Annotated in this window: 20 protein-coding genes; 12 read left to right on the top strand and 8 right to left on the bottom strand. The window is 72.9% G+C overall.

Annotated features, from left to right (window positions below; genetic code table 11):
* Positions 1-33: 33 nt before the first annotated feature.
* The 3 genes from F7Q99_RS22370 to F7Q99_RS22365 all read right to left on the bottom strand — a co-directional run bounded on the left by F7Q99_RS22370 (position 34) and on the right by F7Q99_RS22365 (position 2,076).
* The gene (locus F7Q99_RS22370; RefSeq protein ID WP_326846986.1) at positions 34-1,194 is read right to left on the bottom strand and encodes a methyltransferase domain-containing protein; all 1,161 of its coding nucleotides are present in this window, start codon (positions 1,192-1,194) and stop codon (positions 34-36) included.
* Positions 1,191-1,325, bottom strand: a complete 135-nt coding sequence (locus F7Q99_RS42685; protein ID WP_268267557.1) for a hypothetical protein — start codon at positions 1,323-1,325, stop codon at positions 1,191-1,193. Before F7Q99_RS42685 ends, F7Q99_RS22370 begins: the two co-directional genes overlap by 4 nt.
* Before the next feature lie 355 nt (positions 1,326-1,680).
* Complete coding sequence (locus F7Q99_RS22365) at positions 1,681-2,076, bottom strand: ATP-binding protein (protein WP_153464179.1); 396 nt, start codon at positions 2,074-2,076, stop codon at positions 1,681-1,683.
* A 454-nt stretch (positions 2,077-2,530) separates the two neighbouring features.
* Between F7Q99_RS22365 and F7Q99_RS41335 the strand changes: the two genes are divergently transcribed.
* The 6 genes from F7Q99_RS41335 to F7Q99_RS22340 all read left to right on the top strand — a co-directional run bounded on the left by F7Q99_RS41335 (position 2,531) and on the right by F7Q99_RS22340 (position 7,309).
* Entirely contained in the window at positions 2,531-3,634 is a 1,104-nt protein-coding gene (locus tag F7Q99_RS41335) for a hypothetical protein (RefSeq protein WP_230210282.1), read from the top strand.
* Positions 3,631-4,191: a GNAT family N-acetyltransferase gene (locus F7Q99_RS41330; protein WP_326846985.1), complete on the top strand. Its 561-nt coding sequence runs from the start codon at positions 3,631-3,633 to the stop codon at positions 4,189-4,191. Before F7Q99_RS41335 ends, F7Q99_RS41330 begins: the two co-directional genes overlap by 4 nt.
* 14 nt (positions 4,192-4,205) lie before the next feature.
* Positions 4,206-4,784, top strand: coding sequence for an HD domain-containing protein (locus F7Q99_RS22355; protein WP_153464173.1), 579 nt, complete (start codon positions 4,206-4,208; stop codon positions 4,782-4,784).
* A 46-nt stretch (positions 4,785-4,830) separates the two neighbouring features.
* Complete coding sequence (locus F7Q99_RS22350) at positions 4,831-5,271, top strand: NUDIX hydrolase (RefSeq protein WP_153464170.1); 441 nt, start codon at positions 4,831-4,833, stop codon at positions 5,269-5,271.
* 185 nt (positions 5,272-5,456) lie between these two features.
* Positions 5,457-6,002, top strand: a complete 546-nt coding sequence (locus F7Q99_RS22345) for an NUDIX hydrolase (RefSeq protein WP_153464166.1) — start codon at positions 5,457-5,459, stop codon at positions 6,000-6,002.
* 122 nt (positions 6,003-6,124) lie between these two features.
* On the top strand, positions 6,125-7,309 hold the full coding sequence (locus F7Q99_RS22340; RefSeq protein WP_326846984.1) for a sporulation protein: 1,185 nt from the start codon (positions 6,125-6,127) through the stop codon (positions 7,307-7,309).
* A gap of 279 nt (positions 7,310-7,588) precedes the next feature.
* Here F7Q99_RS22340 and F7Q99_RS22335 read toward each other — a convergent pair whose 3' ends face one another.
* From F7Q99_RS22335 to F7Q99_RS22325, 3 genes are all read right to left on the bottom strand, one after another.
* Complete coding sequence (locus F7Q99_RS22335) at positions 7,589-8,125, bottom strand: RICIN domain-containing protein (protein WP_195911147.1); 537 nt, start codon at positions 8,123-8,125, stop codon at positions 7,589-7,591.
* A gap of 250 nt (positions 8,126-8,375) precedes the next feature.
* Positions 8,376-9,536 (bottom strand): acyl-CoA dehydrogenase family protein, encoded by a 1,161-nt coding sequence (locus F7Q99_RS22330; RefSeq protein ID WP_153464160.1) that lies wholly within the window; start codon positions 9,534-9,536, stop codon positions 8,376-8,378.
* 239 nt (positions 9,537-9,775) lie between these two features.
* A complete protein-coding gene (locus F7Q99_RS22325) occupies positions 9,776-12,436 on the bottom strand; it encodes a helix-turn-helix transcriptional regulator (protein ID WP_153464158.1) in 2,661 nt (886 codons plus the stop codon).
* A gap of 367 nt (positions 12,437-12,803) precedes the next feature.
* On the opposite strand from F7Q99_RS22325, the gene F7Q99_RS22320 reads away from it, so the two are divergent.
* The 4 genes from F7Q99_RS22320 to F7Q99_RS22305 all read left to right on the top strand — a co-directional run bounded on the left by F7Q99_RS22320 (position 12,804) and on the right by F7Q99_RS22305 (position 20,583).
* On the top strand, positions 12,804-13,811 hold the full coding sequence (locus tag F7Q99_RS22320) for an AfsA-related hotdog domain-containing protein (RefSeq protein WP_153464156.1): 1,008 nt from the start codon (positions 12,804-12,806) through the stop codon (positions 13,809-13,811).
* A gap of 13 nt (positions 13,812-13,824) precedes the next feature.
* Positions 13,825-16,413, top strand: coding sequence for an AfsR/SARP family transcriptional regulator (locus F7Q99_RS22315; protein ID WP_230210281.1), 2,589 nt, complete (start codon positions 13,825-13,827; stop codon positions 16,411-16,413).
* A 103-nt stretch (positions 16,414-16,516) separates the two neighbouring features.
* The gene (locus tag F7Q99_RS22310) at positions 16,517-18,844 is read left to right on the top strand and encodes an ATP-binding protein (protein ID WP_326846983.1); all 2,328 of its coding nucleotides are present in this window, start codon (positions 16,517-16,519) and stop codon (positions 18,842-18,844) included.
* Positions 18,841-20,583 (top strand): AMP-binding protein, encoded by a 1,743-nt coding sequence (locus F7Q99_RS22305; protein WP_326846982.1) that lies wholly within the window; start codon positions 18,841-18,843, stop codon positions 20,581-20,583. Before F7Q99_RS22310 ends, F7Q99_RS22305 begins: the two co-directional genes overlap by 4 nt.
* A 42-nt stretch (positions 20,584-20,625) precedes the next feature.
* Here the strand turns inward: F7Q99_RS22305 and F7Q99_RS22300 are convergent, their stop codons facing one another.
* Complete coding sequence (locus F7Q99_RS22300; protein ID WP_153464153.1) at positions 20,626-21,510, bottom strand: polyprenyl synthetase family protein; 885 nt, start codon at positions 21,508-21,510, stop codon at positions 20,626-20,628.
* 251 nt (positions 21,511-21,761) lie between these two features.
* On the bottom strand, positions 21,762-22,532 hold the full coding sequence (locus F7Q99_RS22295; RefSeq protein ID WP_230210820.1) for a metallophosphoesterase family protein: 771 nt from the start codon (positions 22,530-22,532) through the stop codon (positions 21,762-21,764).
* Between the two features lie 390 nt (positions 22,533-22,922).
* Between F7Q99_RS22295 and F7Q99_RS22290 the strand changes: the two genes are divergently transcribed.
* Both F7Q99_RS22290 and F7Q99_RS22285 read left to right on the top strand, forming a co-directional pair.
* Complete coding sequence (locus F7Q99_RS22290; RefSeq protein ID WP_230210280.1) at positions 22,923-23,609, top strand: 4'-phosphopantetheinyl transferase family protein; 687 nt, start codon at positions 22,923-22,925, stop codon at positions 23,607-23,609.
* Between the two features lie 519 nt (positions 23,610-24,128).
* Positions 24,129-25,175 (top strand): helix-turn-helix domain-containing protein, encoded by a 1,047-nt coding sequence (locus F7Q99_RS22285; RefSeq protein ID WP_153464148.1) that lies wholly within the window; start codon positions 24,129-24,131, stop codon positions 25,173-25,175.
* Position 25,176 lies beyond the last annotated feature (1 nt).

The raw sequence follows: 25,176 nt of genomic DNA, 5'->3' as shown, positions 1-25,176 counted from the left end.
CCCCGCCCTCGGTCTCCCGAGGGCGGGGCCGCCCTATGGCAGCGCCCGAATCAGATCGGTAGGCCGGTCCAGCCAGACCCACTGGTCAGACCTGGTGACCGTCAGCCCGAAACGCTCCGGCCCCGGCCGGTCGTGCTGCTCCCACCACCGATGGGCGGCCTCCATCTCGTCCCAGAGTCGACGGGGACCGTGCTGCCAGACGATGAACCGCTCACCGTCAGGGTCCACCGCCGCCCAGGACCGGGCATCGGTGGTCGCTACCCAGAGCCGGCCCGAGTCATGGTCCCACGCAGTCCAGACGTCACCCAGCTTCAACCCGAGCGCGAACCGGGCCTCCCAGTCGTCCCCGGCCACTTGGTGCGGCGACAGCGACATGCTGGACTCATCGGGAACGTGGTCGTCTCGGACGACATCGCGAAAGATCCGCAGATCCCGACGCTGGCCCCGCATCAGCATGAATGCCGAGTGCGGGCTGAATCGCCCCTGCGCTTGATCGGGCCCGACAATCAGCTTCAGCAGGCCCCAACAGAGCATCGGGTTGTCCCACGGCGTGAGGATGATGCCACCGGGTGTGGTCTGCTCGATCCAGGCCTTCGGCACGTGTCGAACCGAACAGGTCGAGATGATCCGGTCGAACGGCTGCCGGAGCATCCAGCCGCGGACGCCGTCCCCACAGAGCACGTCCACGCTCAGGCCGGCCGCGTTCAGCGAGCCGCAGGCCTGTCTGGCCACCTCCTGATCGACCTCGACCGAGGACACATGGCCGGCTCCGAGGCGATGAGCCAGGAGCGCCGCGTTCCAACCGGTGCCGGTCCCGATCTCCAGGACGTTCATACCGGGCTTAACGTCAAGGTCCTGCAGCATCCTGACGACGATCGACGGCGCCGAGGCCGAGGAGGACGGCCAGACGTCGTCCGGGCCGTCGGGCTCCACCCCGTCGTTGACCTGGGTCACGACGGGGACGTCGGAGTACGCCGCCTCGAACCACCGCTCGGGGTCCCGTTGGATATCGCAGGGCGCGTAGCCACCGTCGCCGTCCTCCAGCCAGATTCTCTCGGGCAGGAAGCAGTGACGCGGGACCGCCTTGATCGCTTCCTTCCACTCCGTGGGGACCGGGCCGCCGAGTTCGTCACCGACGGCCCGGAGCAGGCCACGCACAGCGGCCTGCTCCGGTCGATGCACGGGATTCGTCACTTCTTGTCGTCGTCCTTCTTGTGCTTCGGGGCAGGCGCCGGCCGCGCGCCGTCCGGGGACGGCTTGTCCGTGCCGGGGTCCTTCTTGCCCCCGTGCTTTCCGCCGCTGTTCTTGTCGGTTCCCCAGCCCATGGGGGTCTCCTTGTGCGATCGATAGGTGGATGGTGAACGCTGTCTCGCTACCGGTCCGGCGGCCGGGGCAACGGCTGGCTGTCGGGCTTCGGCGGAGGCGGCTGAGGCTGCGGGGTGGGCATGGCGGAACTCCCTTCTGGTGACAGTGCGGAGGTGTCCCGCCCGGTGCCGCTTCGCCAGCGGCACCGGGCGGGAGATCAGTGGGTGCGCGTGGACAGCACCAGAGCGACAGCAGCGAGGTGGAACAGGGCCGTCACCGACACTGCGCAGGCGGTCCAAACCCGGATGGCATCGGGCTCACCGCCCCGACGGTGGTCGTCCGTAGCGTCAGTGTGGTGGCCCGCAGGCGATTCACTCACCGACTGATGTCGGCGTGGACGACCTTGCCGAGCGGCTCGACGGTAACTCCCCACCGCCCACTGGTCAGTTGGTGGACAAGGCCGAGCCCGCGGTGCCCTTCGCCGCCCTCCGAAGCCTGGATCAACACGGGAAGGGTTCGCGACCCGTCCCGCACCAATACACGCACCGTCGCGCTGGCAACGAGCTGAACGGTGACCGTCATCCGACACTGGCAGCCGGTCTTCGCCGCGTTGGTGACGAGCTCACTGGTCACCAACGCAGCGGAGTCGATCAGGTGGGACAACCCCCACCCCGTCAGCGCTTCACGGACCAACCGCCGAGCCTGCCCGACCGACTCCGACCGGTACGGCAGGTAGATGGTCGCCGGTTCGGTTAGTTCGCTACCGGCCAACTCGGTGAGTGCGACCCTTGAAGGGCACAGCGGCTGCCCGCTGCCAACACCCGCGTGGGCCGGCAACATGGACCGTGGAGGCATCGAGGTCACTCCCTCGGGTGGTCCGGTCATAGTTTCCCCGACGGTTTATCCGCCGGGGAGGTACTCCTAGTTCACCGTCTCGGTAGGGTCCGCGGAGCGAGAGCGACCGGACGTTTCACCGGACGTTTCGGGTCTGGCCGGTGTTCCGCAGTGGCAAGGTGACCGAGCCACGGGGACTCTTGAGGGGAACTCTGTGACAGCACCACCGTTAGCCGAACGACGGAAAACTGCCGGTTACACCCAAGAAGCCTTTGTCGTAGCGTTCTCAGACATGGCGCGACGCATGGGCATCGACGCAGCAGTGAGTGTGCGCCAGCTCAGACGATGGGAGTCGCCCAGTCCCCCCTTGCCACACCCTGGCCAACAGGCCGTGCTGGAATCTCTGTTAGGCGTCCCGCTTGGGGAACTCGGGTTCACCGTCCCTTCCCGGCGGTCCTGCGGCATAGCGAGAGGCGACGAGCAGGAGGACGTGTTGCACCGTCGACAGTTTGTCGTAGATGTCGGAGCCCTCGTCGGCGCCACCGTTCTTCCCGCTGCGCGGACTGGCCGACGGATCGGCACAGCCGATATTCAGGCCTTTCGATCAGACATCGCCGGCCTGTACGCCATCGACCACTCACAAGGCGGCAGAGCAGCCCGGGAAGCCGCAGGGCACGTCCTACGGAGCGTCGAGAAGGCCATGACCGACGGGGCCTACCTTGCTCCGGTCGGACGTGACCTTCAGGCTCTGGTAGGAACACTCCATTCTCACCTTGGATGGATCGCGTTCGACGCGGGGAAGTCGGCGGCAGCCCGAGTGGCGTGCACCGAGGCGCTGGCCTCAGCCCGTTTGGTCGGCGATCCTCTGTTGGAGGTACGGGCGCTAGATAGCCTGTCCCTGCTCGCGGTCGAGCAGAAGCGGCCCTGGGAGGCGGTCGCAGCTGCGGTCGCCGCTGGGGAGATCGCGCTGACGATGGGCGGGCCGAAGGTGAAATCCGTGGTGGCCCTGCGGCAAGCCCGGGCCCTTTCATCAGCCGGAGATCACGCGGGTGCCCGTAGGGCGCTTTCGCAGGCGCTGACCTGGCAGGACCGGTCCGACAAGGACACCGACGCACCGCCGTGGACGGCGTTCGCCGGCCAGGTCGAAGTGGACTACGCGACCGCCGCATGGCATGTGGAGGCCGGGCAACTCGCGCACGCAATCCCCTTTCTCCGGTCCGCCGTCGACAGGCTCGGTCCGGCATACAGTCGAAACGCGGCACTCTACCGGGCGCGGTTGGCGGAGGTATTGATGAACGCTGGCGAGATCGAAGAGGCTTGTGCCGAGGCAGTGTCAAGTGCCATCGCATCCCAGGGGATGACTTCGGCCAGGCTCGCGGACCGGCTGCACAGCGTGGCGTATTCGGCTGCCCAGGTGAATACGGCAGCGGCAAAGGACTGTGTCGAGGAACTTCGAGGGCTTGGAGTTTCGGTACGGAAGCAGAGGACAGCGTGACGGTGACGATCCGACTTTTGGACGGCGAGCAGACGACAAGGTTGGAAGGCCAGTTGAAGGAGGTGTTTGCCGAGGCATTCGCAGAGCCTCCTTACGACGAGGGGCCGGCCGACGTGGAGCGTGCGTTTCGCCGGTTCCGCTCCCAGGTGCGGCGGCGCGGGTTCCGGGCGGCGGTCGCCTTCGATGGCGACGCCGTGGTGGGCATGGCCTACGGCTACCCGCTGTCGGCGAACACGCGGTGGTGGGACACCCTGACTGATCCCGTTCCCGACGATCTCAAACACGAGGACGGGAATCGCACGTTCGGGCTGTTCGAGCTGGCGGTCCGGCCTGCGTGGCGCCGCCAGGGCGTCGCCACGCGCATGCAACGCGTCCTCATTGGCGGGCTCGACAACGCCAGGGTGATGCTGAACAGCCGGCCGGAGGCCACCGCAGCTCAGGCGTCCTACCGTGTCTGGGGCTACCGGCGCGTCGGATCGGCGATCCCGTGGGACGGAGCGGCCCGGCACGATGTGATGATCCTCGATCTGGTTGGGACGAGCAGTGACACGCGATGATCGAGAGGATGGTCATGACGGAAGACATGCAGGCGAAGGGCACGGCGGGCTACCTCTTCGAGGCGGGGATGCTCAAGCGGGCCAAGCGGTCCGGCTGGTGGATCGCGGGGGTGAAGGACCCGGAGACCATCGCGGAGCACTCCTTCCGCACCGGACTGGTCGGCGCGGTCCTTGCGATGATGGAGGGCGCCGACCCGGCGAAGGTCGCCCTGCTCTGCCTCTTCCATGACACCCAGGAGACCCGGATCGGCGACATCCCGCACATCGGTCGCCGCTACCTGACCGCCGCCTCCAACGAACGGGTCACCGCCGACCAGATCAGCGCCGCCCATCCGGCCGTCGTCTCGGGTGTCCAGGCGGTCGTGGAGGAGTACGAGAACGGGGAGAGCCCGGAAGTCGTCGTGGCACACGACGCCGACAAGCTCGAATGCCTGCTCCAAGCCGTGGAGTACCGTGAGCAGGGATACCAGAACGTACAGCCCTGGATCTACAGCAGTCTCGGCAGCCTCAAGACCGAATCCGCTCGCCAACTTGCGGAGGTGGCGCTGTCGATGACCTCACTGGAATGGCAGAAGGTCTACCTCGGCCAGTGACCGCTTACCCACCCGGGTGATCGGCCACAGAATGGGAGCAGTCCGAATGGCCAACAGCGCAACGCCGCTCCACTCGGTGTCCGTCGCTGGCGTCGTGGTCCGCGAGGACGGCCGGGTTCTCGCGATCCGCCGTACAGACAACGGCACTTGGGAGCCTCCGGGTGGCGTGCTGGAGCTGACGGAGGCCGTCGAGGACGGCGTGCGCCGGGAGGCCTACGAGGAGACCGGGATCAAGGTCGGCGTGGAGCGGCTCACCGGTGTCTACAAGAACGTGACGCGCGGAATCGTCGCCCTGGTCTTCCGCTGCCACCCCGAAGGCGGGACCGGCCAACTCACGGACGAGTCGACCGCCGTGGAGTGGCTCACGCCCGCGGAGGTCTCGGAGCGCATGGCGGAGGTCTATGCCGTGCGCGTGCTGGACGCGCTTCGGGACGACGTGGCACCGTGCATCCGGACCCACAACGGCCGGCACCTGCTGGGCGAGTAAGTGGGTGTGAACGATCCCGAAGGTGGAGCATGCCCAGGCGTGACTACAAGGACGATTCGAACGCCCCAAGTCCAACAGCCTGATGCCGACCGAGAGCGTCGTCGTGGGCGACGGCGACGGCCGAGCTCACAGCGCGCGTGAGAGAGTCGGAGCACCAGCTCGCACGCGCGTGAGGAGTACCCGGGATGGAGTGGGCGACGTACGGTCGGCAGCGGGTGTACGGCTCCGCGTGGGTTGAGGTGTGGCTCGACGACGTGGACGTCCCTGGCCTCGGCCGGATCAACCACCACGTCATCCGGATGCCCCGACCGTCGGTGACCTCGGTCGTCACCGACGAGCAGGGGCGGTTCCTCCTGATCTACCGGCACCGTTTCATCACCGGCCGGTGGGGCTGGGAGGTTCCCGCCGGCTGGGCCGACCCGGGCGAGGACCCGGCAGAAGCGATCGCCCGCGAGGTCGAGGAGGAAACCGGCTGGCGCCCTGGCAGAGTCGAGTTGATGGCCGAGTACGACGCCCTCGCTGGTATCTCGGACATGCACTTCCGTTCGTACCACGTCACCGGCTGCACGCAGGTCGGCAAGCCCGAGGACGCCAGCGAGGCCACCGCTGTCGAGTGGGTCCCGGAGGTCGAGGTGGTCAAGCTGCTGACCAGCGGCGGGGTGGCCGACGGCCCGTCACTGGCCGCGCTTTCCTACTACCTCGGACCGTACCGGCTATGTCGACATTCCTGAGCTGAGTCCAGCGCCTGGCCAACAGTGCCAAGTAGCCGCAGTCGACGCCGCTCGACTCCACCCATACGAGTGTTCTGCGCTGGCTCCGCGGCCACCCGCCCAATGAGCCGATTCCCGCCCTCGTGGCCGCTGCGCTGGCCGAGCGCGTCGGCCGCCGGGTCAGCGAGGCCGACATCGGCATGGACGGGGTCCACGATCCGGTGGCGGCAATGGGGTTGGATTTCCCGAGAGATCCGACCACCGCCGTGCGCGGCGCCGTGACCTACTGGAGAAACGTGCAACGTCGTCACTTCCTCACCACCGGTGGCTTCGCCGTCTCCGCCTACGCGACTCCGGTGACGCGCTGGCTGGCCGTCCCGTCCACGGCTCCGACGGCGCACCGGGGTACCCGGCACGTCGGCCAGAGCGATGTCGAGGAGTTGTGGGCGGCTGCCGAGGACGCCCGACTCCAGGACAGCAGGTTCGGCGGCGGGCACTGGAAGTCCTCCTCCGTCAGCCAGTGCCTCACCCACCAGGCCGCCCCGCTGCTGAACGGCACCTACACGGAGGCGGTTGGCAGGGAGCTGTTCTCCGCCACCGCCGAGCTGTCCCGGGTGGTGGGGTGGTCCGCGTTTGACGTCGGCCAACATCACGCGGCGCAGCGCTACTTCATCCAGGCTCTGGCAATGGCACGGGCCGGCGGCGACGTCCAGGCCGGCTCGTACATCCTGGCGACCATGGCCCTGCAGACCTGTCTCGGCGGCTATCCCGACCAGGCCGTCGACATGGCCCAGGGCGCCTCCGAACGGGGCAAAGGAGTCGCAGCCCCGCGCGTCCTGGCCTTCGCGAAGCTGGCCGAGGCCCGAGCCCATGGCAGGCTCGGCGACGCCGCGGCCGCGTCCTCCGCCCTGCGGCAGTCGGAGACCCTCCTGGAGACGATCCAGCCCGGCGGCAACGACCCGGACTGGCTCGCGTACTTCACCCACGAGCGGATCTCCGCCGACGCCACCGAGATCTACCGCGACCTGCGCAACCCCCGCGCCGCCTTCGTCTGGAACCAGCAGGCCGACGCCATGCCCGCCGGCCGGTACACCCGGGCGGTGGGCATCAGGTACGCCGTGTTGGGCACCGCCCACCTTCAGCAGCGCGATCTCGACCAGGGACTCGCCATGGGCCATCAAGCCGTCAAAGTGCTCGGCCGAGTACGGTCTTCCCGGGCCTGCGGCTACATCTCGGACTTCGTGGGCGCACTCGGTGAATGGAAGGCGGAGCCTCGCGTGGCCGACTTCATCCACCACGCACGGAGCGAACTCGCCGCCACGACCTGACCCAACACGGCTGAGTCGGGCGAGGCCGGAAAAGCGTCCGGGGCCGGTTCCCACGAACCGGCCCCGGACGTCGTTTCGAGATTCGGAGCACCGAGGTGCTCCCGGTCGTGCGGTAGGCCACCAGGATCGGCTGTCGATGGCTCGCTGGAGCCGCAGCAGACGGCACCGGCAGGAGCGGCCGAATCCGCTCCTGCCGGGAGTCCGTCAGATCGCCCCTGTGTCCCAGAGCCACCTCGACAACTCGGCTGATCAACACGGACCCCACGGCCTGATGGCCAGTCAGCCAGCGGGGTTGAGGCTCCAGCGCTGGTTCGCGTGGTTGTCCGCGTACCACTGGATCACCGGGGTGCCGTCGTTCGCGTTCGCGCCGGCGACGTCGAGGAGGAGGCCGCTGTGGAAGTTGACGACGGCCTGGGTGTCGCCGTTGACGTTGACCTTCCCCCAGCGCTGGTTGTCGCCGCCGTTGCAGGTCCACTGGTCGATCGCCGTCCCCGCGGCGGTGCTCCAGCCCGGCGCCTCCAGGCACTTGCCGCTGTTGACGTTGACGACGTAGCCGTTGCGGACCTGCCACTGCTGGTTGTCGTCGCCCGTGCAGGCCGCCTGGCGCACGGGCGCGCCGTCGTCCGTGCGCGAGTCCGCGACCTCCAGGCACTTGCCGCTGAAGGCGGCCCGGATCTCCACGGCGGAGTCGGCCGAGAGCGGGACGAAACCCGAGGCCGAGGCCGGTGCGGCGGCCAGCAGCCCGCCCCCCAGGCCGAGGGCGAGCACGGCGGCGGCGGAGCCGAGGCGGCGCTTGGCGGCGGTGTGGATGTTCATGGTTGGTTCCCCCCTGTGGATCCTGTGGATCCCGTACGGATGCGGTTCGAAGCGAGACACCCGGGCCTCCCCGCCGTCTCGCTTCCATAGACGTGCGGGGTGCGCGGAGGTTGCAGGTCCGTCAGAACCTTTTTTGCGAAACGGAATTGGGAGGTGATGACTGCGACCGCATCGCGGGCACGCAGGCTGCGTGGATGGACGACGTCCGGGGCCGGTTCCCATGAACCGGCCCCGGAAGTCGTTACGGGATTCAGCCCCGGTTGGCGGCCGGAAGGACGTAGCGGTTGTAGACGAGCTCGCGGAGGACGTCGTCGCCGCCCTCGATGATGGAGACGTAGCGCACGTCGCGCAGCAGCTTGCCGATGATCGAGTCGTGGGTGTAGCCCATCCCGCCGAACATCTCCGAGGCGGCGGCGGCGATCTGGAAGCCGGTCTGGCCGCAGAACATCTTCGCGGCCAGGGCGGACTTCAGCGTGCCCCGGCGGTAGAACTCCTGGGCGGCGTCCGGGCGGGCGGCGATCTCGTCCCACTCGCGCGCCGCGGCCAGGCACTGGCGGGTCATCACCTCGATCTGCATCTCGAACTGGCCGAGCCGGCCGGCGAAGACGGCGTTGTCCTCCAGCGGGGCGCCCTTGACCTGCTTGGTCGCGGCGTAGTCCATGCACAGGTCGCGGACCCGGCGGGCGATGCCGAGGGCGGTGGTGGCGATGAGGATGCGGCTGGCGTTGAGGCCGATCTCCAGCAGGCGCAGGCCGTTGCCCTTGAGGGCGTGGTCGGCGGGCACCCGGCAGTTCCGCAGCGACACCTCGTACGTCGCCGAGGAGCGCACCCCGATCACGTCCCAGCGCTTCTCGACGACGAGCCCCGGGGTGTCCCGCGGCACCACGATCGCCAGGTAGTCGCCCGGGTCGTCCGCCGAGCGGGCGATCACGACGACGAAGCGGGCGAAGCCGGTGTTGGTGGAGAACGCCTTCTTCCCATCCAGCACCAGCTCGTCGCCCTCGCGGCGGACGGTGGTGGTCATCCGGCCCAGTTCGCTGCCGGCCTCGTGCTCGCTGCCGAGCGTCGCGCAGAAGCCCGGGTGGGCGACCAGGCCGGGCAGGTACTTCTGCTTGAGCTCGGGGCTGCCGTACAGGTTGACCATGCTCGTCGCCAGCACCGTCATGAAGAGGCTGAAGGCCGCGCCCGCGTCGCCGTAGCTGAGCGCGGACACCATCCGCACGCTGTCCTCCAGGCTGACGGCCTGCCCGCCGTACTGCTCGGGCAGCCACCAGTTGGCGAGCCCGGTGTCCATGAACGACTTGTAGAGCGGCAGCGGTGCGTCGGCCAGCGAGTCGAGCGCGGTCTCCTGCCCGATCAGTTCCTGGCGGACGAAGTCCTCGACGGTGCGCAGGCGTTCGGCCTGGTTCATCACAGTGCTCCCCGTTGAAGTGCGGTTGTGCTGAAGGTGGATGCTCGGAGTGTGGCCCGAGTGGCTAAAGAAACGGCTGCGCCGGCGGGGCGACGCAGAGACGGCGCCACGGGTAGGACTCGGTTGACGGGCCTGGCGGTTGACGGGCCTGAAGGAGCAGCCCCCCAACGCTGCACACGACGAGGCGCCCCCGCCCGGGTGTGCGGGCGGAGGCGCGGCGGGTCGGCGGGTCACGCGGTCTACACGGCGGCGCCGAGTGCCATGGGCAGGGCCTGGCGGCCGCTGATGTCGAGCTTGCGGTAGACGCGGGTGAGGTGCTGTTCGACGGTGCTGACGGTGATGAACAGCTTGACCGCGATCTCCCGGTTGGTGCAGCCGTGGACGGCGAGGATCGCCACCCGGCGTTCGGAGTCGCTGAGTGCGGCGCCCGGTTCGCTGCCAGCCAGGCCCGCGGTGGGGGCCGGCGGGCGCTCCTCCAGCTGGGCGGGCCGGTTGAGCACCTGGTCGTGCAGGGTCTCGGCGCCGCATTCGCGGGCGAGGTGCCAGGCGCGGCGCAGCACGATCTCGGCCCGCCCGGTGTCGCCGCGTTCCTTCAGCACCTGCCCGAAGTCGTCGAGGGCGAGGGCGAGTTCGTAGCGGTCGCCGCAGCGGCGCAGGTCCTCGACGGCGCGGGTGAGCAGGGCCTGGCGTTCCTTGGGTTCGCTGAGCGCGGCCTGGAGGCGCAGCGTGGTGCCGGAGACCTTGGGGTGGCGGGCGTCGGCCGAGGCGAGCTGATCGGCGACGAAGCGCGCGGCCTGGCCGACCTCGCCGAGCCGGAGGAGGGCCTCGGCCGCGCCGGTGCGCCAGGGCAGCAGCAGCGGGCGGTCGACGCCCCAGCGTCTCATGGTGCGGCCGATGTCGAGGAAGTCGCCGAGCGCGGCGTGGAAGCGGTTGACGGCCAGGTGGTGCTGGGCGCGCGCCCGCAGGTAGGCGAGCCCGGGCATCGAGCCGGCGAGGCTGTCGGGCTGTGCCCGGGAGAGCTCGCGGGCCGCGTCGTCGTGGCGGGCCAGGGCGGTCTGGGCGCGGACGAGTGTCGCGGTGACGCCTGCGGCGAAGAGGCTGTCCACGCCCTCGGGGCCCTCGGGCAGCAGTGCCAGTGCGGCCCGGGCGCCCTGCTCGGCGGCGACGAGGTCGCCCTGGCAGAGCCGGGCTTCGGCGTTCAGGGCGGTGAACAGGGCCTCCCAGCCGACGGCGCCGCTGCGGGCGGCCTCGGCCTGGAACACCTGGCTCCAGGTGGCGGCCGAGGCCGGGTCGTCGCCGTGGAGGAGGCAGCGGACGGCCTGGGCCACCGAGGGCAGGGTGCCGTCGGTCAGGTTCACCCCGCGCAGGAACTTCTCGACGGTGGCGGTGGCGCCGCTGCCGGGCGTGTACTCGGGCACCCGCCACAGGGCGACCGGGGAGCCGGCCTCGGCCCACTGCGGGAAGGCGGTCAGGCCGTCCAGCGGGTCGAGCCGCCGGCTGCGGGCGGGCCGGCCGGCGGCTCCGGGCGGCGGCGGGACGGGCGTGAGGCGCTCCATCACCTCGACGGCCTCGTCGATGCGCCCCTGGACGGTCAGCAGCCGGGCGAGCGGCACCAGGCCGTCGGTGTCCAGCCGGCCGTCGCGCAGCAGCCGCAGCGGCTCGGTCAGGTGGCGTTCGGCCGCGCCGGGGTCGGTGCGCCCGGCGGCGGCCGCGATCCTGATCCGGAAGCGGGACCGCTGCTCCTCGTCGGTGCTGCCGCGGAAGGCGAGGTCGAGGCAGGCCACCGCGCGGTCGACGGCGCCCTCGGCGAGCAGCTGCTCGGCGGCGGCGCACAGCACGGGCGGCGCCCACTCGGGCATCGGCCCGCCGGCGGCGAGCAGTTGGGCCGCGACCGCGCGGGCCGGCAGGCCGCGGCGCTGGGCGAGGGCGGCGGCGGTGCGGTGCAGCGACCCGCGGGCCTCCGGGTCCATCCAGTCGAGGACGGCGGCGCGGGCGGCCGGGTGCCGTACCTGGGCGTCGGCGGTGAAGCCCGCCGCGTCGAGCCCGGCCAGCTCCCGGGTGACGGCGGCCTGTGCCACGTCCAGCAGGCGTCCGGCCAGTTCGGCCGTGGCGAGTTCGCCGAGCACCGCCAGGGCCTCGACCACCTGTCGGGTGGCCGTCGGGCAGCGGTGCAGGCAGGCGATCACGGCCTGGCCGAACGGCCCGCTCGGGGACGGCTCGGTCCGTCCGGTCGCGCGGTACTCCTCCAGCAGGGCGCGCAGCAGCAGCGGGCTGCCGCCGGACGCGTCCGCCAGCGCGCCCGCCGCCGCCTCGTCGGCGCTCCCCCGCAGCGCCTCGGCGACGGCCGTCCGGTCCAGCCGCTCCAGCCGCATCCGGCGGAAGTTGGGCAGCCGCAGCAGCTCGGTGCGGAACACCGGGTCGTCGCTGCACGCGTGGATCGACTCGGAGAGCACCAGCACCAGGCGTTGCGCCCGGCTGCGGCGGGCGAGGTGCAGCAGGTAGCGGCGGGACAGCTCGTCGGCGTGGTGCAGGTCGTCGACGCAGACGACGACGGGCGCGCTCGCGCTGAGCCGCTGCACGGCGGTGCAGAACGCCTGCATCGCCTCCACCCGGGCCGCCAGCGACGGGGCGGGCGCGGGCGCGAGCCCCGGTTCGCGATCGGCCGCGCAGGCGGCGAGCTGGGCGATCACGCCCAGTTCCAGCTCGCGTTCGCCCTCCGTGGCGATGGCGCGCAGCACCAGTGCCCCGGCGGCGGTGGCCCGTTCGGCGACCGTCTCGGTGAGTTCGCTCCGGCCGCAGCCCACCGCCCCCTCCAGCAGCAGTATCCGGCCGGAGCCGGAGCGGCCGGCGGCGAGTGCGTTGTCTATCTCGGCGAGTTCCGACTCACGACCGATCAGCATGATTTGATCCCCCGTAGGTCACGCAGATGGGAGTGGATCACGACGGCAGCCGACGGCAGACGAGCTGCGGACGACCCGTCGGTCACGCTCCGCCGATCAGCTTAGGAGCGATCACCGGCCCGGCCCGGTGCCCGGCCGCTGACCGCAAGTTGCACCGCAGCAACTGACACCACGGCGACCGGGAGCGTCCGTTCAAGCTCCCGCGGGCCGGAATCCGCCGATCCTCCCGTTACCCGCGCGAAGGCGCCGGTACCGCCGGAGTACTGGCCGTGCAACATGCTGCCAGCGCGCTGCGGTGGCCCCCGTCCGTTTCCGCCGCGCACGCTGATGGTCCGGGCACGGGTCCGTGCCGACGCGAGGAGAAACCATGACGGATGTCACCACGATGGCCGGCAGGCCGTCCGCACACCGCGGGCGGCGCGCCCACGACAGCGGCACCCGGCACCTGGTCCACTGCCCGCCGTCCTGGGAGAACTACCTGCTGGACGCCCCCAGCCTGGGCGACGAGCATTTCACGCTGACCGGCGAACTGCCCGGCCGGCACCCGCTGTTCAACGACGGGCCGGGAATCTTCCACGACGTCCAGACGGTGACCGAGTCGGTCCGGGAGGTCGGCGAGTTCGTCGGGCACCGCTACTTCGGCGTCCCGGCCGACCGCACCGGCCTGTTCCACAGCTTCGCGCTGACCCTCACCGACCTCGCCCCCTGGCGCGTCGTGCCCGGCACCCGGCCCCGGCTGAGCACCGAGATCCGCGCCACCCCGGCCAACGTGGTCAACGGCGTCCCGCGCGGCCTGGACTTCCAGCTGCTGGCCCGGGTGGACGGCACCCCCTGCGCGACCGGCTCGGCCGGCCTGGTCTTCCTGATGCCGAAGCTGTACGGGAACCTGCGCGCCCACAACCGCCGGGCCGTCCGCGCCACCCCGGAACTCGACGACCGCCCCAGCGGCCCGGTGCTCGCCGCCGACCCAGCCGCCGTCGGCCGCGCCAGCGCCGCGAATGTCGTCGTCGCCCGGCCCGAACCGGACTCCCGCGACCGGCTCAGCACCTGGGTGCTCACCCGGGACGTCGGCGCCGTCTTCGCCGCCGGCGACGAGCGGCTGCCCGGCCTGCACCTGCTCGAATCCCTGCGCCAGGCCTCCCTGCTGGCCGCCGGACGCAGCCGCGGGCTGACCGCCTCGCGCTGCGTCCTGGCCTCCCTCGAGGTGCGCTTCCGCAGCGAGGCCGAGGCCGCGCTGCCGCTGCGCTGCCTGGCCACCGCCGAACCGGTCGGGCGCGACGCCCACGGCCGCCCGTCCGTACCGGTCACCGTCACGCTCACCCAGTGCCGCCGGACCGTGGCCGAGGCGCGCACCGTCGTGGTCCAGGATTTCTGAGAGGCCGCCGCACATGAGGTTCCGGATACTGGGGCCGCTGGAGATCGCCGGCGACCCGGACGCTCCCGACGCCGGGAGCAGGGTGCCGCGCGCCCCCAAACTCCGGGCCGTCCTGGGCACCCTTCTGGTCCGCGCCAACGAGGTCGTGTCGGTCGACAGCCTGATCGACGAGCTGTGGCCCGACGCCCCGCCGCGCACCGCCACCAGCACCCTCCACGTGTACGTCTCCCACCTGCGCAAGCTGCTGCGCGCCGCCGACGCGAACCAGGGTCCCGGCACCCTCCTCACCCGCAGCCCCGGCTACCTGCTCGCCGCCCGCACCGACGAGCTGGACGCCACCGTCTTCACCGAGCTGCACGAACAGGCCACCACCGCACTGGAGGAGGCCAGGTACGCCCGCGCCGTCGAACTCGAACAGCGCGCCACCCGGCTCTGGCGCGGCCCGCTGCTCTCCGACACCCCGCACGGCCTGCTGCTGGAGAGCGCCGCCACCCGGCTCGGCGAGGCGCGCCTGGCCGCCGTCGAGCAGCGCATCCTCGCCGAACTGCACCTCGGCCGCGGCGCCGCGCTGGTCAGCGAGCTCCAGGCGCTGACCACCGAGCACCCGTTGCGCGAGGAGTTCCACGCCCAGCTGATGCTGGCCCTGTGCCGCAGCGGGCAGCAGGCCGAGGCGCTGCGGGTGTACTCGCACGTGCGCCGCACCCTCATCGACGAACTCGGCATCGAGCCCGGCCCCCGGCTGCGCCGCCTGCAGCAGCAGGTCCTGGACGGCGACGAGGCGCTGCTGCCGCCAGGACGGGCCGAACTCGCCGACCTGGCACCGGCGTTGGACGCATCGCCGGTGGCCGAGGAGCCGGCGGTGACCGCCCCGGTCAGCCTGCTGCCCGCGCCCGACCCCGGCTTCACCGGCCGCGCCGAACAGCTCGACCAGATCGAGCACCTGCTGCTCACCGCCCCGCCGGGCGGCTGGGTCGCCGTCCTCGGCATGCCCGGCAGCGGCACCTCGGCGGTGGCCGCCGTCGCGGCCCGCCGGGTCGCCGACGCCTTCCCGCACGGGCTCGTCTACCTCGACCTGCGCCCCTCGCACGGGCCGCAGCTGGGGCCCGTCGAGGCGGCGGCGGCGCTGCTGCGGCGGGCCGGGGCCGCGCCGGTCCGGGAACCGGTGGAGGAGCTGCAACTGCTGCTCGCCCGGCGCCGCATGCTGCTCGTCCTCGACCACGCCGCCACCGAGGAGCAGATCCGCCCCCTGCTGCCGACCACGCCCGGCAGCACCGCGCTGGTCACCGGCCGGCTCGCGCCCACCGGCCCCGCCGGAATGCTGCCGGTCGTCCTCGGCGGCCTCACCCGGTCCGAGGCCCGGCAGCTGCTGGGCACGCCCGACCACGCCGCGGCCGACGAGATCACCCGCCTCTGCGGCGGCCTCCCGCTCGCCCTGCGCACCGTCGCCGCCCACCTGGCCGCCCGCCCCGAACTCACCGCCGCCGCCTTCGCCGCCCGGCTGCGCGAGGAACGCACCCGCCTCACGGTCCTGCGCGTCGGCGGCCTCGACGTCCGGGCCCGGCTGCACGGCGCCTACGCGCGGCTGGCCGACGGCGAGCGGGACGCCTTCCGGCTGCTCGGCCTGCTGCCGCGCGGCCGGTTCGGGCTCGGCGCCGCGGCCGCCGTCCTCGGGCGCGATCCGGTCGAGGCGGCCGTCCTCGCCGAAGCGCTGGTGGGGCGGCACCTGCTGGCCCCGGTCGGCGCGGACGCCTATGCCCAGCACGAGCTGCTGCGGCTGCTGGCGCGGCACCTGCTGGCCGAGCAGGACGGCACGCGGACCGTCCGCGCGGCCACGGCTCGCATGTGCGAGTGGTACGCGCAGGAGGCCGAGGCCGCCGCCCGCATGCCCGGCGCCTCGGTCGTCGCACCCGAGGGCCCGCCCCGCCGCATCGAACTGGTGTACGCGCTGCGGGCCGCCCACGAGGCCGGCCTGTGGCCGCTGACCGTCCGCCTCGCCGACGCCCTGAGCATCCCCCTGGAACGCGACGGCGCCTGGGACGACTGGGCCACCGCCCACAGACTCGCCCTCGACGCCGCCCGGCGCGGCGGCGACCGCCGCGCGGAGGCCAGGATGCTCCGCTCGATCGGCGAACTCGCCTGGTACCAGCGGGATCTGACCCGCGCCGCCGACTGCTACCGGCAGGCCGCCCGGCTGGCCACGGACCCGGCCGAGTACGCCCGCATCCTGGTCGGGCAGGCGGAGCTCCTGCTCGACGAGGGCGCCGCCGACGAGGCCCGCGCGCTCCTCGACCCCGCCACCGCCGCACTCCACGACGGCCCGCCCGGCCGCAGCCACTTCGAACTCCACCGCGCCCTGGCCCTGGTGGCCCTGGAACGCGGCACCCCCGAGGCGGCCCGCGAGTCGTTCGCCGAATGCGCCCGTATCGCCGCGGCCCTCCGCGACCCCCGGCTGGAGTCCTACGCCCGCCGCCGCCTGCGCACCGTCGACGACTCCCCGGAGGCCCTCGAGATCCGCCCCGGCCTCTGGCGCCTCCGCCCACCGGCGACGGCCGTCCGCACCCCCGTCGACGGGGACGTGCTCGCCGGCGTCGGGAGCGAGTGATGACCATCGACACCGCAACACGCTCAGCACACCCGTGCCCGCCGGTAGCCGGCGTGCCGACCGCGAACGAGCCGAGCACTGCAGCCGGGAGGGAAGGATGACCGTGGAGACCAGCGTTGCCACCCCGTACGTGCCTGCGGCGGCCGGGCCTGCCGGTCCTCCGGCGCCGACGGCCGCGACTGCCGGGCCGATCGGGCGGGAGGCCGATCTGCTCGCGCTGGACGGGCGGCTGCACGATCCGGGGATCCGGCTGATCACGTTGATCGGGCCGGCGGGCGTCGGCAAGAGCCGGCTGGCGGAACACGCGGCCCGAGCCGCCCGCGGCGCGTTCCGGGCGGTGGCCACACCGGACCTCGGCAGCACCGACGATCCGGCCGCATCCGCCGAGCGCATCGCCCGCGCGGCCCGGGCCCTTCGGGGCACGTCCGACGCCGGGCCCGGCCGACACGCCGGAACCACCGGCCAGGACGCCGGAAGCACCGGCACCGACGAGCCCGCCGGGCGGCGGCTGCTCGTGCTCGACGGGTGCGACCACGACGGGCGTCCCGATCCGGCCGCGCTGGCGGCGTTGCTGGACGCCGAACCGGGCCTGACGGTGCTCGCGACCGCCCTGCGGCCGCTCGGGCTGTACGGCGAGCAGCTGGTGCCGGTCGGCCCGCTGGCGGTGCCCGGCGACGAGGTGGGGGACAGTCCGGACGAACTGCTCCGGGTGCCCTCGGTGGCGCTCTTCGTGCGGCGAGCGGCCCAGGCGCGGCCGGGGTTCGCACTGACGGAGGAGAACGCCACCGCCGTCGCGGACCTCTGCCGGCTGCTCGAAGGGCTGCCGCTGGCCGTCGAGTTGGCGGCCGGACGGTTGCGGCTGTTCCAGCCGCAGGAGTTGCTGGACCAGCTGCGCCGCGCCGGGGTGAGCTCGCTGGCCGGGGGTCCCGCGTACGCGCCGGCGCGGCACCGTTCGCTGGCGGCTCTCGCGCAGTGGCACTGCGCGGGGCTGGATCCGTCCGAACTGGCGCTGCTGGAGCGGCTGGCCGTCCACGTCGGCGGGTTCGCCGCTAGCGCCGTCGAGCGCCCGGACGCGGCGGCCTTCGAATCGCTGCTGGACCACGGTGTGGTCACCGTCGCCGGGCCCCGGTTCGTCGTCCCCGAGCCGGTGCGCTCCAACTGCCTTGCGCTGCTGGACGGTTCCGTCCGCGACCAGCACGCCGAGCGGTACCAGCAGCTGGTGGCCGCCGCCGCGCCCCGCCTGGCCGGGACCGAACAGGCCCACTGGCTCGGCGTGCTGGCCGCCGAGGGGCCGAACATCGAGGCCGCGCTGGACCGCTTCCAGGAGCGCGGCGCCCACCAGGCCGCAGCAGCCACGGCGGTCGCCTGCCTGGAGTCCTGGCTGGCCCGGGGGCTGCTGCGCGAGGGGCTCGACCGGTACGACCGCCTCGCCGCCACCACCGGCCTGCCCGAACAGCTCACCGCCCAACTCACCGACGCCTCCGGCACCCTGGCCCTCGCCCTCGGCGACCCGGCCGACGCCGCCGAGCGCCACCGGCAGGCCCAGGCGGCGGGCCGGCGCGCCGGCGACCGCCGGCTCGTCGCCCTGGCCACCGCCCGGCTCGGCTCGGCCCAGCTGGCGGCGGGCGACCTGCCGGCCGCGCGCGCCGCCCTGGAGTCGGCGCTGGCCGCCCAGGAGTCGATGGGCGCGGCGGGCCAGGCCGCCCGGACGGCCACCGCGCTGGCCCGCACGCTCCGGGCGCAGGGCCAGCTGCGGCCCGCCGTCGCCGCACTGGAGCGCGCGCTGACCGGCGCCCGCCGCACCCGCGACGGCCGGGGCTTGGCGCAGGCGCTCCACCTGGCCGCGGCCGTCGCCACGGACCGGGGCGACCACGCCGAGGCCGACCGCCACCTGCGCGAGTGCCTCGCCCTCCACCGCACCAACGGCGAACGGACCGAACTGCCCACCGCTCTGGAGTCGTTCGCCCTGCTGACGCTCGCCGCGGCACCGACCCAGCAGCCGCGGGTCGTCCGGCTGATCGCCGCCGCGACCCGCCTGCGCCAGTGCCTCGGCACGGCGCCCGACACCCCCACCGGCACGGCCCTCGACGAGGCGCTCGGCGGCCTGCGCGCCCGCCTGGGCTGGACCGGCTTCACCGTCGCCCACGCCGAGGGCCTGCGCCTGGACCCGGCCGAGGCCGTCCTGGAGGCACTGTCCGCGCCCGAGGCCGGCCGCCCCGCCAAGGAGGCCGAGGACAAGGACCAGCAGCAGCTCACCCCACGCCAGCTCCAAGTGGCGATGCTGGTCTCGGAGGGTCTGACGAATCGTCAGATCGCCGAACGCCTCGGCCTGTCGGAGTGGACGGCGGTCAACCACGTGCGTCAGGTGATGCGCCGCCTGGGCTGCACCTCCCGCGTGCAGGTCGCCTGGTCCCTCGGGCGGCGGCCGTGAACCCCCGGGCCGCCGCGGCCGGCCCCGGCCTGACCCCGGCCGTCCTCGACGCCGTCACCGTCCCGCCGCACGTCGCCGAGGGCTACCGGGCCGAGGGCTGGTGGCGCACCGAGACCTTCCTGCACGACCTGCTGCGCACCGCCGCCCGCGCCCCCGAGCGCCCGGCGGTGATCGCGCACCGGCTGCACCGCCCGGCCGGCCGCCGCGTCCAGACCGTCGGCTACGCCCAACTCGCCGCCTACGTCGAGCGGTTCGCCGCCGCCCTGTACGCACTCGGGGTTCGCGAGGGCGATCCCGTCGCCTACCAGCTGCCCAACTGGTGGGAGACCACCGCGCTGACCCTGGCCTGCCTGCGCCTCGGCGCGGTCGCGGCGCCCGTCCTGCCGACGGTGCGCACCCACGAGCTGGCGCAGACGCTGCGGCTGACCGGCGCCCGGGTGTGCGTCGTGCCGGACGTCTGGGAAGGCCATCCGCACGCCGAGGCGTTGGCGGATCTGGCCGCCGACCTGCCGTGGCTGCGCCACCGGGTGGTCCTGGGGGACGCCGCGGCCACCGGAGCGGTGGACTTCACGACCCACTTCCTGCGCACCCCCCACGAACGGGCCCTGCGCCCGCCGCAGCCGCGCGCCGACGCCGACCGGCCCGCCCTCGCCGTCTCGGTGATGAACGTGGACGCCGCCGCCTCCTGCGTCCTGCACACCCCGAACACGCTGTACGCCAACATCAGCGCGCAGCACGACCCCACCGGGCCGGGCCGCCGCCCCGGGGAGGTGTTCTACTCCGCGCTGCCCCTGACCTCGCTGGCCTCGCTGCTGTACACGGTGTACTGGCCGCTGGCGGTCGGCGGCACCGGGGTCTGCCAGGACGTGTGGGACCCGGACGTCTGCCTCGACCTGCTCGACACGGCGGCCGTCGACCAGGCCTACGCCGCCCCGGTGTACTGGACGGAGGTGCTGGCCGCGCAGCGCCGCCGCCCGCGCACCCCGCACCGCCTGCGACTGGTCCTGTCCGGCGGCCGGACCGGCACCCCGGGCCCGCTGCTGGACGACCTCGGCCGGGCGCTCGACACCTCGGTGCGGACCCTGTGGGGCGCGCCCGAGGTCGGCATGGGCACCCTGACGAAGGGCGACACCCCGGCCGAGCGCGAGGGCCGCAGCGACGGACTGCCGCTGGACGGCCTCCAGATCTCGGTGCTCCCCCGCCCGGGCCACGCCGGCGCGAAGGCGGGCGCGCTGCGCGTGCGCGGCCCCTCGGTGTGCCTGGCGCGGTGGCACCACGGCGAGCCGACCCCGGTCGCGACCTGGGCGGACGGCGACGGCTGGCTCGGCACGGGCGACACGGCGCTCGGCGACGGCCTGGGCGGGATCCGGGTGACCGAACGGGCCGGCACCCGCACCGGCAGCATCTTCATGGCGCCGGTGGACCGGATCGAACGGGAACTGCTGGAGCATCCGGCCGTGGCCGAGGCGGCGGTCGTCGCCCACACGGATCCGGACCTCGGCGAGCGCACCTGCGCCGTGGTGGTGCCCGCGTCGGACCAGCCTCCGCCCGCGCTGCTGGAGCTGCGCGAGCACCTGGCCGGGGGCGGCACCGGCGAGGCGTTCCTGCCGACCCGGCTGGAACTGGTGAGCGCGCTGCCCCGGGACGAGCACGGCGCCGTCCGGCACGAGGGCCTGCGCCGCTGGATCTCCCGGCTGCTGCCGGGCCAGCCGCGCACGACACCGTTCACGGGCACCTGAGCACCGTTCACGGGCGGCTGACCGGCGTCGACTGAACGCCGGTCACGGCCGGGTGAGCGCCTCCAGGCAGTCGTACAGCTCGGCCCGCCAGTCCGCCCGCAGCGGTGCGGCCCGCAGGGCGGCCCGGGCGCGGTCGAGCTGTTCGGTGATGAGCAGTTCGGCGCGGTCGTGGCTGTCCTGGTCGAACAGGACCTCGCGCAGCAGCCGGGCCATCCCGTCGAAGCCCTGCCCGCCGCCGAGGAAGCCGCGCAGCCGCCAGCCGGCGTGCACGGCCCGGCCGAGCTCGCCGTAGTGCGGGTCGAGGTCGCGCCGGCCGGCGAGGGCGGCGCCGAGCAGCAACGGCTGTTCCACCGCGTACCAGCCGGCGGCACAGCCGTGCCCGCAGTCGCCGAGGCATTCGGCGGGCCAGGGCTCGTCGCGGTACTCGCCGGCCCGGGCGGCTTCGCTGTACGCGCCGAGCACCCGGTCGGTGCGCAGTTCGTCCCAGACGCTGCGGGCACGCTGGGGCAGGCCGACGGCGAGCCGGTCGGCGAGGGCGAGCGCGAGGTCGCCGGCGAGGACGGCCATGCCCTCGCCGAAGCGGCGGGACTCGCCGCGCCAGCCGTTGCGCTCGTGTTCGGCGGCGTGGCTGACGTGCAGGGTGGGCAGTCCGCGGCGCAGCACCGCGCCGTCGCGGGTGTCGTGGCGGATCAGGTGGGAGGTGTCGAGGAGTTCGAGGGCGGCCGCCGCGTCGACGATCTCGGCGCCCTTCGGGTCGCCGCCGGCGGCGAGGTAGCCGGTGACGCAGACGGCGGCACGGATCCGGTAGCCGACCCGCACCAGCGCGCCGATGTCGCCGACCAGGCAGGCGGCGTAGCCGTCGGCGGCCACGCGGCGGTCGCGCTCCTGGGTGAGCAGCCCCCCCAGCCGGGTTTCGACGCGACGCATGAGCTGGTCCCGGAATTCGCCGGGCCCGGCGGTCCTTTGCGTGGTCGGTTGCGTCGTCATGCTGGCGTCCCCTCTCGGCGGGCTTCCTCACGACGAGCTTTCAGCACATCGGATTCGGCCGCAGCACAAGGGAGTTCGGCACGGTGCGACACGGGGCGGCGATTCCCCCCGGTGGGCTGGTTCCGGTCAGTGGGGTTCGCCCCCACCCGGCGGTCAGCCATGCGCTTGCCATAACCGGGGGTACCGGCCGGTCACCGCCCCCACCCGGGCTCGGGAAAGATCCTGCGCGGCACGGTCCTCGGGTGCCCGGGCCGCTGCCACTCGCGGGGGTAGCCGACCGAGACCTCCTCGAACCGCACCCCGTCGTGCCACGTGGTGCGGGGGACGTGCAGGTGCCCGTAGACGACGGCGGCGGCCCGGAAGCGCAGGTGCCAGTCGGCGGTCAGCTCGGTGCCGCACCACTGGGCGAACTCCGGATGGCGCAGGATGTCGGTGGGTTCGCGCAGCAGCGGGTAGTGGTTGACCAGGACGGTGCTCAACTCGGGGTCGCACTCGGCGAGTCGGGCCTCGGTGGCGACGATCCGGGCGCGGCACCATTCGGCGCGGCCCGGGTACGGGTCGGGGTGCAGCAGGAACTCGTCGCTGCACACCACCCCGGCCTCGTAGGCCTGTTCGAGCGCCTGGGCACCGGTGTCGGCCGTCGGGGTGCGGAAGCTGTAGTCGTACAGCAGGAAGAGCGGTGCGACGACGAGCGGTCCGCCCGGGCCGACCCAGACCGGGTACGGGTCCTCCGGGGTGAGCACCCCGAGCGAGCGGCAGAGTTCCACCAGGCGCAGATAGCGCTGCTCGCCGCGGAGTTGGACCGGGTCGTCCGGCGTGACCCACAGTTCGTGGTTGCCGGGGGTCCAGATCACGCGCGCGTAGTGGCGGCTCAGCGTTTCCAGGGCCCAGGCGACGTCGGCGAAGACCTCGCCGAGGTCGCCGGCGACGAGGAGCCAGTCGCCGGGGTGCTCGGGCCGCATCCGCTCGACGAACGCTCGGTTCTCGGGGTGCCGGACGTGCAGGTCGCTGATGGCGAGAAGGCTCGGCTGGGTCACCTGGCAACACTAGGTGCGGCCGGTTTCACCCGACACCCCTACCGGCCCCACACCCCGCTGCGGCCTGCCATGGCAAGGCGATGGCAAGGTCGGCGGCCGGGCCCGGCCGGGCACTGGCTGCCCGGCCACGACCGCGGTCGGCCGATGGCTGCAACCGGCCGCCCCAAGGCGTTTGCGGCGCCCGGTCGGGTCGGCGGGAGGCCGCCGGAGGGGCGTTGAGCCCGGCCGGCGGCGAGCGTGGAAGCAGTCCACCGCGAGGCGTCGGGAACGCCGCCCGCGGCCGTCGAGCGAATCGGGATCGCGATGCTTTCCACCATGTTGCCCTCGTGCGTCTCCGCCGAGGAGTCCAGACAGGACCTGGTCGAGATCGAGCTCTTCCCGGAGGAGGAGGCCCATGTCAGCAATGCGGTGAGCCAGCGCCGCGCCGAGTTCACCACGGTCCGCTGGTGCGCCCGCCGGGCGATGGGCCGGCTCGGCCTCGGCCCGGTGCCGATCGTGCCCAACCGTCGCGGTGCGCCGGGCTGGGACGAGCGGCTGGTCGGCAGCATGACCCACTGCCGGGGCTACCGGGCCGCGGCCGTGGCCCTGAAGAGCCGGGTGCACTCGATCGGCATCGACGCCGAGCGCAACGACGCCCTGCCGCCAGGCCTGCTGGAGTCGATCGCGCTGCCGTCGGAGCAGGCCTGGGTGCGCGACCTGCTGCGCACCGAGACCTCGGTGGCGTGGGACCGGCTGCTGTTCAGCATGAAGGAGGCGGTCTTCAAGACCTGGTACCCGCTGACCGGCCGGGAGCTGGACTTCGAGGAGGCCCGGATCACGGTTGACCCGGAGGAGGGCACCTTCCGGGCCCGGCTGCTGGTCGACCCGGGCACCGAGCTGTGCCCGCAGGTGCTCTCCGGACGCTGGCACGCCGACGAGGAGATCCTGCTCTCGTCGATCGCGCTGACCGTCCCCGCCCCGGTACGGCACTCGGCCCCCCACGCAGTGCTCGTGAGGGGCTGAGAGGCTCCGGACCCGCCGGCCCGCACCGGGTGCGGCGGGTCATCATGTGCTGGAAAGTCAGTTCAACTGTCGTCAGTTCCAGCGGTCGTCGCCTGGACTCGGTGTCACCTGTCAGCCGATCCGCGTCAGTTCCACCGATCGTCGGCCGGGGTCGGGTGGGGCGTCGGGGCCGGCGGCGGCGTGACGCCGGCGACCGTGCCCGCGGTCGGAGCGCTCGGCCCGGATGCGGACCCACCACCCAGCAGAACACCGACACAAGCCGCGGCCACGACCGCCATACCAGCTGCAGTGCGCACAAAGCCGACATTGAATCGCATTTTTGTCTCCCCCGAGACTCAAATTAATCCGGTCTTCAACCAAACTCCCTCCGGAGGGGTTCCGACCGCTTCCGGAGGCATGAGCAATATTGCTGGGAGGTACGACGGATAACCAAGGCGTCGCCGCTGGCGTACTGTTGCATGGCAACAAGTACGCATGAAACAGCGTGTGCGGTCGGTTATCGGGGGGTGAGCCGCCGGGATGGTGGCTGAGCGGGATTCGTTTTCACATTTCTCGGAGCTGGACGACACCAGCGCCGCGGCCTACGGCCAGGCGGTGCGCCTCGGGGAGTTCGAGCGTGACGTCATCGCCGAGCGCATGAACGTGCCGCTCAGGGACGTCGAGCGCGCCGAAGCGGTGCTGCGGAACCTGAGGCTGCTCCAGCCGATGCCCGGGCGCCGGGACGTCCTGGTCCCGATCGGCCCCGAGGTCGCCGCCGCCGACCTGGTCGGGGACGCCGAGCGGCAGATCCGCGAGCTCCAACAGGCCGTCACCAGCGTGCGCTCCACCCTGATCTCGCTCATGCCCACCTACTTCGAGGGCCGCCGGGAGCGCAACAGCCTGGAGGCCTTCGACATCGTCAACGACGCCGACCTGGTCCAGTCGATGATCGACGAGCAGCGGGAGAAGTGCCGCTCCGAGGTCCTGATGGTCCAGCCCGGCGGCCCCCGCCCGGCGAACATCCTGTCCGCGGCCCGGGACTCGGCCACCTCGATACTCTCCCGCGGCGTGAAGATGCGCACCATCTACCAGCACACCGCGCGCAGCGACCTGCCCACCCGCGCCTACGTCCGCGACATCATCGACCTGGGCGGGGAGTTCCGCACCTGCGACGAGCTGATCGACCGCATCTTCATCTACGACCGCGAGGTGGCGTTCCTGCCCGACCGCTCCGGCGGCCCCGAGGCCGCGCCGGGGGCCGCCATCGTGCGCGAGCCCGTCCTGGTCAACTTCCTGTGCTCGGTCTTCGACTACATGTGGAACAACGGCAGCCCGTTCACCGCGGAGTCCACCAAGGCGCCGGCCGTGGCCGACGACCTGAAGACCGCCATCGTGCGGCTGATGGTGCAGGGCCACAAGGACGAGATGGTGGCGCGCCGGCTGGGCATGTCGGTGCGCACCTGCCGGCGCCACATCGCGGAGATCACCGAGGACCTCCAGGCCACCAGCCGGTTCCAGGCGGGCTACAACGTGGCGGCGCTGCAGCTGCCGCACCTGGGCCCGCCGGTCGACACGGATGCGGGGTAGC

The sequence above is a fragment of the Streptomyces kaniharaensis genome, from assembly GCF_009569385.1.
Lineage (GTDB): Bacteria > Actinomycetota > Actinomycetes > Streptomycetales > Streptomycetaceae > Kitasatospora > Kitasatospora kaniharaensis.
The sequence above is the reverse complement of the archived record's forward strand: the minus strand, read 5'-3'. Positions and strand labels throughout refer to the sequence as shown.

What these genes read in the sequence shown, in the direction of transcription:
- F7Q99_RS42685 (WP_268267557.1), bottom strand. Translation starts at nt 1,325, where the DNA reads ATGGGCTGGGGAACCGACAAGAACAGCGGCGGAAAGCACGGGGGCAAG.
- F7Q99_RS22335 (WP_195911147.1), bottom strand. Translation starts at nt 8,125, where the DNA reads ATGAACATCCACACCGCCGCCAAGCGCCGCCTCGGCTCCGCCGCCGCC.
- F7Q99_RS22300 (WP_153464153.1), bottom strand. Translation starts at nt 21,510, where the DNA reads ATGCGTCGCGTCGAAACCCGGCTGGGGGGGCTGCTCACCCAGGAGCGC.
- F7Q99_RS22345 (WP_153464166.1), top strand. Translation starts at nt 5,457, where the DNA reads ATGGAGTGGGCGACGTACGGTCGGCAGCGGGTGTACGGCTCCGCGTGG.
- F7Q99_RS22285 (WP_153464148.1), top strand. Translation starts at nt 24,129, where the DNA reads ATGGTGGCTGAGCGGGATTCGTTTTCACATTTCTCGGAGCTGGACGAC.
- F7Q99_RS22355 (WP_153464173.1), top strand. Translation starts at nt 4,206, where the DNA reads ATGACGGAAGACATGCAGGCGAAGGGCACGGCGGGCTACCTCTTCGAG.
- F7Q99_RS22325 (WP_153464158.1), bottom strand. Translation starts at nt 12,436, where the DNA reads ATGCTGATCGGTCGTGAGTCGGAACTCGCCGAGATAGACAACGCACTC.
- F7Q99_RS22315 (WP_230210281.1), top strand. Translation starts at nt 13,825, where the DNA reads ATGAGGTTCCGGATACTGGGGCCGCTGGAGATCGCCGGCGACCCGGAC.
- F7Q99_RS22330 (WP_153464160.1), bottom strand. Translation starts at nt 9,536, where the DNA reads ATGAACCAGGCCGAACGCCTGCGCACCGTCGAGGACTTCGTCCGCCAG.
- F7Q99_RS22290 (WP_230210280.1), top strand. Translation starts at nt 22,923, where the DNA reads ATGTTGCCCTCGTGCGTCTCCGCCGAGGAGTCCAGACAGGACCTGGTC.
- F7Q99_RS22295 (WP_230210820.1), bottom strand. Translation starts at nt 22,532, where the DNA reads ATGCGGCCCGAGCACCCCGGCGACTGGCTCCTCGTCGCCGGCGACCTC.
- F7Q99_RS22320 (WP_153464156.1), top strand. Translation starts at nt 12,804, where the DNA reads ATGACGGATGTCACCACGATGGCCGGCAGGCCGTCCGCACACCGCGGG.
- F7Q99_RS22350 (WP_153464170.1), top strand. Translation starts at nt 4,831, where the DNA reads ATGGCCAACAGCGCAACGCCGCTCCACTCGGTGTCCGTCGCTGGCGTC.